The sequence below is a fragment of the Pseudodesulfovibrio hydrargyri genome, from assembly GCF_001874525.1.
GTDB lineage: Bacteria > Desulfobacterota > Desulfovibrionia > Desulfovibrionales > Desulfovibrionaceae > Pseudodesulfovibrio > Pseudodesulfovibrio hydrargyri.
The window spans coordinates 970,492-981,955 of record NZ_LKAQ01000001.1 but is presented as its reverse complement, the minus strand read 5'-3'; the positions used below and the strand labels follow the sequence as shown (position 1 = coordinate 981,955).

9 protein-coding genes are annotated in these 11,464 nt (G+C 66.9%); 2 read left to right on the top strand and 7 right to left on the bottom strand.

What is annotated here, in order from left to right:
- Nucleotides 1-221 precede the first annotated feature (221 nt).
- Nucleotides 222-1,823 (bottom strand): sodium:solute symporter family protein, encoded by a 1,602-nt coding sequence (locus BerOc1_RS04385; RefSeq protein ID WP_071544472.1) that lies wholly within the window; start codon nucleotides 1,821-1,823, stop codon nucleotides 222-224.
- A gap of 242 nt (nucleotides 1,824-2,065) precedes the next feature.
- Here BerOc1_RS04385 and BerOc1_RS04380 point away from each other — a divergent pair, with 242 nt between their 5' ends.
- Entirely contained in the window at nucleotides 2,066-2,950 is an 885-nt protein-coding gene (locus BerOc1_RS04380) for a triphosphoribosyl-dephospho-CoA synthase (protein ID WP_071544471.1), read from the top strand.
- Nucleotides 2,951-3,140: 190 nt separating this feature from the next.
- Here BerOc1_RS04380 and BerOc1_RS04375 read toward each other — a convergent pair whose 3' ends face one another.
- The 6 genes from BerOc1_RS04375 to BerOc1_RS04350 form a co-directional block, all read right to left on the bottom strand.
- Nucleotides 3,141-3,992 (bottom strand): formylmethanofuran dehydrogenase subunit C, encoded by an 852-nt coding sequence (locus BerOc1_RS04375; protein ID WP_071544470.1) that lies wholly within the window; start codon nucleotides 3,990-3,992, stop codon nucleotides 3,141-3,143.
- A 38-nt stretch (nucleotides 3,993-4,030) separates the two neighbouring features.
- Nucleotides 4,031-4,930, bottom strand: a complete 900-nt coding sequence (gene fhcD, locus BerOc1_RS04370) for a formylmethanofuran--tetrahydromethanopterin N-formyltransferase (protein WP_071544469.1) — start codon at nucleotides 4,928-4,930, stop codon at nucleotides 4,031-4,033.
- Nucleotides 4,921-6,573 carry a formylmethanofuran dehydrogenase subunit A gene (locus BerOc1_RS04365; RefSeq protein ID WP_071544468.1) on the bottom strand — a complete coding sequence of 551 codons (1,653 nt, stop codon included), beginning with the start codon at nucleotides 6,571-6,573 and terminating at the stop codon, nucleotides 4,921-4,923. Before BerOc1_RS04365 ends, fhcD begins: the two co-directional genes overlap by 10 nt.
- Entirely contained in the window at nucleotides 6,557-7,849 is a 1,293-nt protein-coding gene (locus BerOc1_RS04360; RefSeq protein WP_071544530.1) for a formylmethanofuran dehydrogenase subunit B, read from the bottom strand. Before BerOc1_RS04360 ends, BerOc1_RS04365 begins: the two co-directional genes overlap by 17 nt.
- A complete protein-coding gene (locus tag BerOc1_RS19010; RefSeq protein WP_165610775.1) occupies nucleotides 7,846-8,229 on the bottom strand; it encodes a molybdopterin dinucleotide binding domain-containing protein in 384 nt (127 codons plus the stop codon). Before BerOc1_RS19010 ends, BerOc1_RS04360 begins: the two co-directional genes overlap by 4 nt.
- 752 nt (nucleotides 8,230-8,981) lie before the next feature.
- Complete coding sequence (locus tag BerOc1_RS04350) at nucleotides 8,982-9,884, bottom strand: DMT family transporter (protein WP_071544466.1); 903 nt, start codon at nucleotides 9,882-9,884, stop codon at nucleotides 8,982-8,984.
- A 243-nt stretch (nucleotides 9,885-10,127) separates the two neighbouring features.
- On the opposite strand from BerOc1_RS04350, the gene BerOc1_RS04345 reads away from it, so the two are divergent.
- Nucleotides 10,128-11,363: an NAD(P)-dependent oxidoreductase gene (locus tag BerOc1_RS04345; RefSeq protein ID WP_071544465.1), complete on the top strand. Its 1,236-nt coding sequence runs from the start codon at nucleotides 10,128-10,130 to the stop codon at nucleotides 11,361-11,363.
- The last annotated feature ends 101 nt before the right edge of the window (nucleotides 11,364-11,464 follow it).

The following is an 11,464-nucleotide window of genomic DNA, read 5'->3' as shown; positions in this document are numbered from 1 at the left end:
CTAACATCCTATATAGGTTGCCATATCGAACGCAGCGGTGAAGGCAATGGGCACCTTGTATAATGCATTTTTCAGATTTTTAGTCAACCAGGTATGCTTTTGGTTACTCGTTTAACAAGACAACCTCCCGGCCTCTCGGCCCCACTGCATCACCAACCGCCCGGTGTTATGGCAAGTTATGGAGGCGGACAAATATAGTATTGATTCCTACTATCATGTTACTATCTGCTCTCCTCCCGGCACATGCGCCACATCAAAATAGTCTGCAGGGCGCTCAACCCCACGAAATACCAGACCCAACCCGGCAGGCCGAGGAACACGGGCGTGCGGTCGGTCCATTGCCAGAAATCGCAGGCCGCCAGGAGGAGCAGGCCGAAGGCCGCCGCCCATTTGCGGGACGCGCCGGACCATTGCCAGGCGAACCCGGCTCCGCTGAACAGGTGGACCAGAATGTAGGTGCCGAAGGCCACGCCCATGACCGGGATGGCGGGCAGGACCGACAGGTCGCCGGGCCCGGCCAGGGCGAACCAGATCATGGCCGCCTCGCCCGCCAGGATGGAGACGATGGCGGGCAGGGCGCGGGGTCGTTCCAGGTACAGGCCGCAGAAGACGGTCGGGAAGAGCACGGCCAGGCCGGTGAAGGTCTGGGTGGCGATCTTGAGGATGCTGCCCGGAGGGTTCACGGCCATGGCGTATCCGGCCGCGGCCAGGCAGCAGACGAAGACGCGGCCCACCGTGGACGAGCCGGTCCGGCCGCCGGTGAAGAAGGGATACACGTCGCGGGTGAAGATGGAGGACAGGGTCAGCAGCTGGGAATCCATGGTCGACATCAGGGCGGCCAGCCCGGCGGTCAGGACCAGCGCGCCCATGAAATCGCCGCCCACCGAGGTCATCAGCATGGGGACGATGGCGTCCGCCTCCTTGCCGTGCAGGCCGGGGAAGTCGAGCCGCCCGAGCACGCCGAGGAGCACGGGCATGGCGAAGACCACGGTGCAGATGAGCGGGTAGAGGAGCATGGTCCGCTGCAACGCCTTCTCGTCGCGGGCCGTGTAGAACCGCTGGAAGAGCTGCGGGAACATGGGGTCGCAGAAGAACCACAACAGAATGTAGGACAGCCAGATGCCCGGCCCGAACCGGCCCAGCCCGCCGGGGCGCGAGAACAGCTCGGGGTCGGCCTCGAGAGCTTTGCCCATGGCCCTGGCGAACCCGCCGTGGTGTTCGGCGGCCATGACCAGGGCGGCGGCCAGCATGACGATCATGATCAGCCCCTGGAGGGTGTCGGTCCAGGCCACGGAGCGCAGCCCGCCGCGCAGGGTGTAGGCCAGGATGACCAGGGTGACGATGCCCGCGCCCGCCGCCTGGGGTAGCCCGACCAGCTGGTTGAGCACGTAGCCGCCGGCCATGGGCTGCAGGGCCAGGTAGGGGATGGTGAAGACGACCATGACCAGGGCGAACAGGCCGGACAGGGGGCGGCTGCCGTAGCGGTGCTGGACCAGTTCCGAGGGCGTGACCAGTTCGTGGAGCCTGCCCAGCCGGTTGACGCGTTTGCCGATGAGCCAGAAGGTCAGGGCCATGAACCCGGTGCCGAAGCCCATGATCGGGAAGAAGGCCAGCCCGTGCAGGTAGCCCGCGCCCGAGGCCCCGAACACGGTGAAGGCGCTGAAGTTGGTGGCCGCCATGGAGCCGAGCAGGACGAACAGCCCGAGCCTGCGCCCGGCCAGGAAATATTCGGCGGGCGAGTCCTGGACCCGGCCCCGGATGTACAGCCCGAGCCCGAGCATGGCGGCGATGTAGGTGACAAGGACGAGCAGTTTGCCCAGCATGATCTTCCCCCTGTTGGTCGTTGGACACAAAAAAAGGCCATCCCGATTTGGTCGGGATGGCCTTTGGCCTGGCATAACCATGAGGAACCCGCGGCACCGCTCGATCGGCCCGCGATTTCCTGCCCTGATGGTTAGGGGAAAAAAGGCCCGGCGTCAATCCCGTCGTCTTGACGCAACTCTCGGCGATCTGTCATGTTCCGGGCCTGAAAAACGGCGGCGTGTCGCCGGAGCAAGGAGATTTCATGCCCCCATGCAGTGATCGATGGATATCCTGGGCCGCCCAGATAGCCTGTATTTTCGAGGTCCTGGCCGAGAAGCCGGGCAACGTGACCCGGACCCGGGACTGCTCGGGCCTGCGTCTGGAGCATTTTCTGGTCAGCGCGGCGGCCATCGGCCCGGCCTTCTCTTCGGCCTCCGCCGCCTCGGTGGGGGAGATGATCCGTGACGGCGCGGACCACACCAAGACCCTGGCCGGGGTGAACACCAACGTGGGCATCCTGCTCATGCTCGCTCCCTTGGCCAAGGCGGCCGCCCTGGGAGGATCGTCCGAGCTGCGCGCGTCCCTGCGCCGGGTCCTGGCGGGACTCACGGTGGAGGACTCCCGCCTGGCGTTCGCGTCCATCGTCAAGGCCGCGCCCCACGGCATGGACACGGTGGAGGAGGGGGACATCCGCGACACCGAGGTGACCATCACCCTGCGCGAGGCCATGGGACTGGCCCGGGACAGGGACACCCTGGCCGCGCAGTACGTCACGGATTTCGAGCTGGTCTTCGAAGGGCGCGCCGGGCTGAAGCGGCTGCTCGACGAGGGGGCGAGCCTGTCCCAGGCCGTGATCCAGACCTATCTGACCATTCTGGCCTCGGTGCCCGACACGGACATCGCCCGCAAGACCGACACGGACACGGCCCGCTCCATCTCGGCCCAGGCCGCCGAGGCGCTCGGGCTGGGCGGGGTGTTCAGCGAACAGGGGCGTCGGGCCGTGGAACGCTTCGACCGATTGACCCGCGACGAGAAACGGCTTTACAACCCCGGCACCACGGCGGATATCATGGCCGGGGCCCTGTTCGCCCTGCTCCTTTCGTACGAGACGCCCGAGACCGTGCCCGCGTTGCTGGCCCGCTGGTAGGGCGGCCGGACGGAAGGCGCAAAAGGGCGTCCCGGCGGTTCAAGGCCGCCGGGACGCTTGCGGTGATGCCGAACGGCTTCACCCGGGGTGGGGGGATGGTGTTCGGCGCCCGGAGCCTGTTCGGCTGGGGTGTGCCGGGGCGCCGCATCCTATCGGCTATAGCACGATGTCAGTGTTCTTTCGGACCGGCTCAGGCCGCCCCGGAGAGCAGCAGCAGTTCCCCGCGTCCGCCCTCGTTGAAGTCGCCGCTGTAGCGCTTGAACTCGGCCCGGGCCTCGGCCTCGGGCGCGGTCCAGCCCGCCTCGGACAGGGAGGCGTGCATGAGCGGCCAGAACGGCGGCAGCCCGGTGTAGTCGTAGCGGAAGGTGGGCGGCATCTCCTCCGGGGGCGTGAGCAGGATCACGGTCCCCCGGACCATGTTCGCGCCCGCCCGGACCCCGGCCCGGCCGCCGATGAGCACGGTGCCCGCGCCCATGGCGTATCCGGCCAGGTCGCCGCAGGTGCCGCGCACCGCGATCATGCCCCGGCGCATGCGCGCTCCGGTCAGGTTGCCCGCGTTGCCGAGCACCAGGATCGAGCCGCCGGACATGCCCCGGAAAAAGCCCCGGTAGGCCGAGCCCGCGAAGTGCCCGGCATTGCCGTGGACCGTGATCCTTCCGCCGGTCATCATGGCCCCCAGGTAGTCCCCGGCGTTGCCGTTGATGGTCAGCGTGCCGCCGCTCATGCGCGCGCCCGCGTGGAAGCCGACCGTGCCGTTCACGGTCAGGGACCCTCGGGACATGCCTTCGCCCAGCCGCTTGAACCGGGTCAGGTCGCCGGTCAGTTCCAGGGCGGCGGCGCCTTCATCCGGCCCGCCGGACCGGCCTTCGTGTATCTCCACCCGGAAATGGTCGCCGACCGGTTCCGTGCGGTTGCCCACCTGCAGGGGCAGGGATTCGATTTCCTCCGCGCTTTTGCCCGTGACGTTTTCGGGAAGCAGGGACTCCGCCTCCACGGGCATGGCCGGGGCCGTGCGCAGAGTCAGGTAAACCCTCGTGTTCATATTGGCTCCAGTTCCTTGTGGTTGTTTGGCGTGTCCCGTCATCCGAGCAGCTCCCGGAGGTGGAAGTGGTGCTTGCCGAGCTTGCCGCCGTAGTTTCCGGCGGTGATCTGGAGCACGCCGGGGAGGCAGGCCGCCTCGATGCCGACCCGGGTCGCCTCGGCCACCTGGGCGTAAGTCAGGGCGTCGATGACCACCTCCATGACCGAGTTGGTCCCGGGCGGGAGCACGGTCTGCGGCACACGGCTGCGGATGGTCGGGCAGAAGGCGATGTTGGTGGAAGCGGGCAGGAAGGCGTACTTGGACCCCACCTGGCTTCCGCTGCGCACGATCCCGCCCGGGAAGGGCAGGGCCACGCCGCGCACCTCGCGCATGCGCTCCACCGCGGCCTCGGCCGCAGTGAGGGCCGCGTCGTCGGACTCGGCCAGGATCATGAAGTTGCCGCCGCCGATGCCCTTGGCCGTGGAGAACGACTCCTGGATCAGGAACTCGCCCTCCATGACCGGGATGCGCCAATAGCGCTCGTCGCCGATGATCTTGCTGGCCTGGAACCCGTCGCCGAAGAAGCGGATCTTGCCGCCCAGCTTCAGGGGCTTGCGCTCGTCCGCCGGGCACTCGGCCAGGCCTCCGTCGAAACAGGCGGTGGTCGGGGTGGTCATGATCGCCTGGCCGATACGCTTGAGCATCTGCTTTTCCAGGGCGTCCGTGGACATGCCGAAGAACAGGCAGTCCACGCCCGGACGGCCGTCCGGGGTGCTCGGCGAGGGGCCGTCGATGTCCGCCTCGATGCCACAGCCGATGACCGAGGTGGCGAACCCGGTGGCGGCCAGGGCCGCCTGCATGGCCCATTTCTCATTCTTCGCCGTGATGGTCACCCGCACGGCGGCCATGGGAAAGGCCTCGGCGAAGGTGTCCACGATCTCAACGTTGTTTATCCGCATGGGACAACCTCCGGCCGGTCCAGATATTCGTCTTCCACCATGTAGTTCGCCAGCCTGACCGTGTAGTAGCCGTCAAAGGTCTCGGTCAGTTCGTCGTCCAGCCGCTCGCCCCCTTCCGGGGAGACGCCCAGGGTCCTGCCCTGTACGGTCCGGACGATCTCGCCGTCGCGCACGACCACCTCGCCCTGCTTGAGGACGTAAGCCGGTGCGTTGAACATGGCCCGCTTGTCGTCGCCTATACGGTAGATGGCCACGTCGGCCTCGGCGCCCGCCCCGATGTGGCCCTTGTTCGCCAGGCCCAGGGCCCGGGCCGGGCCGGAACGGGTGATGACCGCGATCTCGTCGAAGGTGTATTCGCGGTTGAGGTCGAACAGGCAGGTGTACCGCCGGACCTTGGGGTGGAGCTTCTCCAGCCAGGAGTTGCGGTAGTCCGCGTCCATGAGCAGCTTGATGATCTCCGGGTAGGCCGTGAACGGGCCCGCGTTGGGGTGGTCCGTGGTCAGGATGATCTGCCAGGGGTTCTTGATCAGCAGCAGGAGCTCGAGTCCCACGGCCCACTGGATGGCGTTGACCAGCACGCCGGGGCTGTAGGTCATGGGCACCACGCCCGACCCGCTCTCCATCTCGATGTCGCCGCTGGCCCACTTGGCCTTGCGCATCTGGTGCAGATGAAACTCCATGGGCGCGTCCGAGGTCATGGTCAGGGTGGGGCCGAAGACGATCTGGCCCACGTCGCATGTGAACTCGGGATGCCGGTTGAAGTACTCGGCCATCTCCGCCGCGCCCGAGGTGAATCCGCCCTTGGGCGTCTTGCCGTAGGAGTGGAACTGCAGGTGGGTGAAGTGGGCCCGGTGCCCCTCCAGGTTGCGCATGGTCGCCAAGGTGGTGGCCAGGTTGCCGGGCTCGCCCAGATGGTTGCAGTGCAGGTGCATGGAATGGGGCAGCTTGAGGTCGTCAACCGTCTCGGCCAGGGCCGAGATGATCTGCCTGGGCGTCACCCCGAAGGGCGGGGTGGGGATGTCCAGGTCGGCCGCGCCCGTGTTCCACTTCCAGTCCTCCACGCCGCCGGGGTTGACGACCTTCACGGCGTAGCCCCGGCTGGCCTTGAGCAGCCAGGAGACCAGATCGCGCAGCCGCTCCTTGCGGCGCACCGGGTCGCTGTCGCTCAGGACCTGCATGACCAGGTGGTTGTTGCCCATGACCGTGTAGCAGCCCTTGTCCAGCATGGGCAGGTCCTGCAACTCCTCGTGGGCGTGCCGGGCCTCGAGCGGCGGCACCGCGGCCTCGAAGGCGGTGGTGTAGCCGAGCTTGGAATAGAGGTAGCCGGTGCGGTGGGTGGTGGGCACGGTCAGGCCGCACCCGGCCCGCGTGATCGCAGTCCGGGCCGATACGTGGCTGCCGTGCTCCTCGGGGCAGAGGATGCGCCCGCTGTTGACCTTGGCCCCGGCGATATGGCTGTGGATGTCCACGCCGCCGGGCATGACCACGCAGCCGGTTGCGTCGATGGTCTCCATCTCGTCGAGCTGCGCCTGCGGGAGCCCTTCGGCGGAGACGATGGTCCCGCCGTCAATGATCACGTCCCGCACCTCGCCGCTCAGGCCGTTGGCCGGGTCGTGGACTTGGCCGTTAGTTATTCGCAGCATAAGCGATCTTCTCCTTCATGGTTTTCAGGACCTCCTCGTCCGTGGGGAAGGGGGAGTCCACCAGCTTTTTCAGGCGCAGGGGGACGTTGTCCATGCGGTAGAAGGTGCCGGTCGCGGCCACGCCCACCGGGGCCACGGGGATGACCACCGTGGCCCAAGGCGTGGTCATGTTGCGGTGCGGGTCGAGGTGGATGACCGGGATGGTCTTGAGAAAGTCCACCGCGTCCTTGGGCAGGTGCGCGCCGGGGTCGGTGGCCACGATCAGGGCCGCGTCGATCTCCTTGCGCGCCAGCATGGGCACCACGCTGAATTCCCCGGGATTGTGCCGGGGGAAGCCCCTGCTGAAGTTCACGGCCAGGGGATAGCCGGTCAGCCAGCTCATGACCTGGTTGGTGCCGTTGACGTTGCCGTGCCCGCGCATGGCCACGGCCGAGAACCGGGTGTGCCGGTTGGCGTCCTGGACCAGCCGGGCGACCTGCTCGACGTTGATGTCCGTGTTCCGGCACTGGGTCACGCCCAGGCCGAAGAAGAGCACGCCGTACTTGCATTTTTTGACCATCTCCACGACCTCGCGCCAGGCTTCCACCGGCACGCCCGCGACGGAATCGGCGCCGTCCGGGAAGTCCAGCTCCACGCCGTTGAGCAGGGCGCGCAGGACCGAGGCGATCTCGAAGGTGTGGCCGGGTTGGACCTGGAGGAAGACGTCGGCCCGCTTGGTGGTCGGCGTGGGGCGGACGTCGATGGCCACGACCTTGCGTCCCTTGCGCCCCTCGGGCATGAACAGCCCCTTGGGTTGCAGGGAGTAGCGGGACAGGTGGCGCATGTGCGCCTCCACCGGATTGCAGCCCCAGTAGATGACCAGGTCCGCGCGGTTCTTGGCCTCGCCCAGGGAGCAGGAGACCAACCCCACCTGCTGGCGGGCGAGCACGCCCGGCCCGTGACAGTAGGAGGAACAGTTGTCCAGGTTGGCGCCGGTGATCTCGGCGATCTCGACCATCTCCCGCTGGGCCTCGGAGGTGGTGCTGCTCATCCCGTAGACCATGGGATTGCGGGCCGTGCTCATGATCCGCACGGCCTCCTCAACGGCCTCGTCCACCGAGGTCTCGACCCCGCGCACGGAGATCGGCGGGGGATCGGAGGTGGCGTGCATGATCTTGTTCTTGCCGATGGCGCAAGCCTTCTTGACCGCCGTTATGGTATTGTCCCGCACCTCCACCTCTATGTCGTCGCAGAGGCAGCCGCAAAAGGTGCAGACCACGTTGTCGTGAGTCGTCATCGCTCCGCTCCTTGGCCGGTGTTGTCCGCTTCGGCCGTCTCGTCGCAGGGGGTCAGCGACACGTTGATCCTCTTCCAGTTGGGCACGCCCGATTCCTCGGTGCTCCACGCGCTGAAGAGGGTGTTGGCCACCGGCCCGAGCGGCAGGAAGAAGAGCCCCTTGGGCACGTCGGTGCCCTTGCAGGTGACGCGCACCTCGCCGTGCGGGCTGGCCAGCACGGCCGGACCCCCATCCTCCACGCCCACGGCGCTGAGGTCGTCCGGGTGGATGCGCAGGGTGGATATCTCGGCAAGGTATGGCGCCCCATGCTTGCTGGTGACCATCTCCGAGCCCTGTTTGGCGGTTCGGACCGTCACTAACAGACCTGAAATGCTGCCCACAGTTACCTCCTTGAAGGTTTTCATCCCTGAATAAACGTTTACCCTTGGTCCCGACCCGCAGCTCGGCGGTCTCGCCGCGCCGTCTCCGGTCGAAACGGCCCCGGGCCGCCACTGGCCCGCAGAGGGCGGGCTGTGCCGGGGCGTGCATGAAGTCGTTTTGATCCGTGCGAAAGTCCAATTCGCGGACGGGACGCCGGGCCGCGGCGACATTGTGCGGAAGAGATGATCCCTGCTCGAGGGTGCGGTGCGGACCGGCGCGGGGTGCCCCGTCACCGGGCTTTGGAGCGGAGGCCCCGTAGCCTGTCTGGTGGAGTGTCCTTGTGCCGCCGGTGTTGCTGTTCGCGAGGTGCCGAGCATCTTCCCGATACAATGTCGTGACGGACCCGTTTGTCGATACGGCCTGATTCCTCGGAATCCCGATCAACGCGGTGCGTCAGGCGAATTGTACGAAGCGTCGACTCCCTCCACTGGCGGAACAAGTGGTGATGCCTTCCCCCGCGGCTGTTCCTCTAAACGGTGGTGGTTATAATTACCACGGGGGAGGATATGTTGGTTCGTTTTCAGTATGAATAGCTATGCCACGTTTTTTCGGGTTTGAAAAGCCCTTTGGCCGTGAAGATGCTCTTTTTGAGTGTCGTTGGCCCTGTTTCAAACATGTTGGGGCCGTTTTCGAGGCTCAAAAACGGTCTTTTGGGGAGGTTGGTAGCAAAAAGGTAAGTACCCGTGCGATCCCGGCCGCCGGGGAGGCCGGGCTACTTTTCCGGCTTGGCGGACGACGGCGCCCAGGCCCTGCGGCGGCGTCCGAAGCGGCCCGCGAGCAGCGGGCGCAGGGAGTCCAGGGAGCCGATCACCGCACCGCCCGTGACCAGCAGGATGGCCAGGCCGTGCAGGGGGGTGAACTCCCGGCCGTTGACCGCCACGAGCAGCATGGTGGAAAGCATGGGGGTCAGGTAGGCCAGGGCGCCGATCATGCGCGGGTCGCCCCGTTTCATGGCGGCGTCCCAGGTGTAGAAGGCCGCGCCCATGGGGCCGAAGCCGAGCAGCAGGATGATCAGCCAGTCCCCGCCCGAGGGGGTGGGCCCGTGCCCGCCCAGCGCGAAGTGCAGGGTCAGGGAGAGCAGTCCCGAGACCAGGCAGAAGCCGCCAACGGCAGCCGTGGGGAAGGGGGGCAGCCGTTTGGTCTGGAGCGAGTAGCAGGCCCAGGTCACGGCCGCGCCCAGAGCGCAGAGGTAGCCCGGCAGGTAGTCCATGCGCAGGCCGAGGCTCCCGCCGGTGACGATCAGCCCCGCGCCCGACAGGCCGAGGGCCGCCCCGAGCAGGTGGGCCGGCGTCAGCCGGTTGCCCGGCAGGAACAGGGGCGTGAACAGGACGATGCACAGGGGCCAGAGGTACTGGACCATGTTCGCCTCCACGGCCGGGGCGCGCCCGAAGGCCGCGAAGAGCAGAAAATGGTAGCCGAAGATGCCGCCCACGCCGGTCAGCCAGGTCGCGGCCGAGACCTTCCAGCTGCGCAGCCTGACCGCTCCGGCCAGGCCGCAGGCGGTCAGGACCAGCCCCACCGAGAGCAGGGGCGGAAGGTGCGAGATGCGGTCCGTGAGCAGGGCCAGGGAACTCCACATGAGGATGGTCGCGAGGGCGAGGAGGGCGGCGTTCATATTCGTTTCCGGCCGTTGGCCTTGCTGACGGTGTCTCCCGGCCCGTGGGGCGGGCCGGTGTTGTCGCGCGCCGCTTGAGGACGGCGAAGCCATGGCCGTAGCCGAATGTCCGGCTTGAAGGCAACACTTTTCCCGCGCGCCGCCCGGTCGGCTCCGAGGGAATTGCACGTCGGGCGCACATGCTGTAGGACCATCCTTCCGCCCGGTTCGCCGGGCCGCAACGACAACAGACAAGGAAATTCAATGGGCAAGCATATAATCGAAGAGGCGTCCCGCTGTCTGCAATGCAAGAAACCGTTGTGCAGCAAGGGCTGCCCCGTATCGACCCCGGCCAATTTGATGGTCGAGGCCCTGCTTCAGGGCGACATGCGCAAGGCGGGCGCCATGCTGTTTGAGAACAATCCGTTGACCTCGGTTTGCTCGCTGATCTGTCCGCACGAGCACTTCTGCGAAGGGCACTGCATCCTGGGCAGGAAGAGCGCGCCGGTCCAGGTCAGCAGCATCGAGCAGTACATCTCCCGCTACTACCTGGAGCAGTTCCAGCCGGAGCGTCCGGTCAACGGGAACAACGACAAGCGCATCGCCATCGTCGGGTCCGGTCCGGCCGGGATCACCGTGGCCTTTATCCTGGCCCGGCAGGGGTTCGACGTGACCCTGTTCGAGTCCAAGGAAAGGATCGGCGGCGTGCTCCAATACGGCATCCCGGATTTCCGGCTGCCCAAGGACATCCTGGAAAAGCTCAAGGAAAAGCTCATGGGCTTGGGCGTGAAGATCCGGCCCAACACGCTCATCGGGCCGGTCATCGGCATCGACGACTTGTTCCGGGACGAGTACAGGGCGATCTTCATCGGCACCGGGGTCTGGAACCCGAGGCCGCTCAGGCTCAAGGGCGAGACCCTGGGCCACGTGCATTACGCCATCCATTACCTCAAAAATCCCTCGGTCTACAGCCTGGGCCGCAAGGTCGCGGTCATCGGCGCGGGCAATGTGGCCATGGACGTGGCCCGGACCGCCCTGCGCAAGGGCGCCCGGGAGGTCACCGTGCTCTACCGCCGGGGCGAGGACGACATGTCCGCGACCAAGTACGAGTACGAGTACGCCAAAGTCGACGGGGTCCGCTTCCGGTTCTTCACCTCGCCCGAGGAGATCAACGACCGGGGCGTGGTCTGCGTGGAGACGCGGCTCGCGGAAGGCGACGACGGCAGGACGCGCGTGGTCCCGGTGGATGGCTCGGAATTCCTGTTCGAGGCCGACTCGGTCTTCATCGCGGTCAGCCAGGCCCCCCGGTCCAACCTGGTCGGCCTGGAAGTGGGCAAGACCGGCCTGATCATCACCGACGAGGACGGCCGGACCACCCGCGAAGGCGTGTTCGCCTCGGGCGACGTGGTCACCGGGGCCAAAACCGTGGCAGAGGCCGTTGCCCGCTCCAAGCGTTCGGCCCGGGCGATCATGGACTACGTGGACGGCCTGGACGGCTGATCCGGGCACCGGGCGGCGCTTGGTCGATCGGGCCCGCGCCCCGGCGCGGATTTCGTGTGAAAGCGTGCCACCGGGCGCGGCCCGTTGTCCTTGGCCGGGCA

Bases quoted from the DNA above. Each gene is read 5' to 3' on its own strand.
- fhcD (WP_071544469.1), bottom strand. From the start codon at position 4,930: ATGCGGATAAACAACGTTGAGATCGTGGACACCTTCGCCGAGGCCTTT.
- BerOc1_RS04350 (WP_071544466.1), bottom strand. From the start codon at position 9,884: ATGAACGCCGCCCTCCTCGCCCTCGCGACCATCCTCATGTGGAGTTCC.
- BerOc1_RS04375 (WP_071544470.1), bottom strand. From the start codon at position 3,992: ATGAACACGAGGGTTTACCTGACTCTGCGCACGGCCCCGGCCATGCCC.
- BerOc1_RS04345 (WP_071544465.1), top strand. From the start codon at position 10,128: ATGGGCAAGCATATAATCGAAGAGGCGTCCCGCTGTCTGCAATGCAAG.
- BerOc1_RS04380 (WP_071544471.1), top strand. From the start codon at position 2,066: ATGCCCCCATGCAGTGATCGATGGATATCCTGGGCCGCCCAGATAGCC.
- BerOc1_RS04385 (WP_071544472.1), bottom strand. From the start codon at position 1,823: ATGCTGGGCAAACTGCTCGTCCTTGTCACCTACATCGCCGCCATGCTC.
- BerOc1_RS04360 (WP_071544530.1), bottom strand. From the start codon at position 7,849: ATGACGACTCACGACAACGTGGTCTGCACCTTTTGCGGCTGCCTCTGC.
- BerOc1_RS04365 (WP_071544468.1), bottom strand. From the start codon at position 6,573: ATGCTGCGAATAACTAACGGCCAAGTCCACGACCCGGCCAACGGCCTG.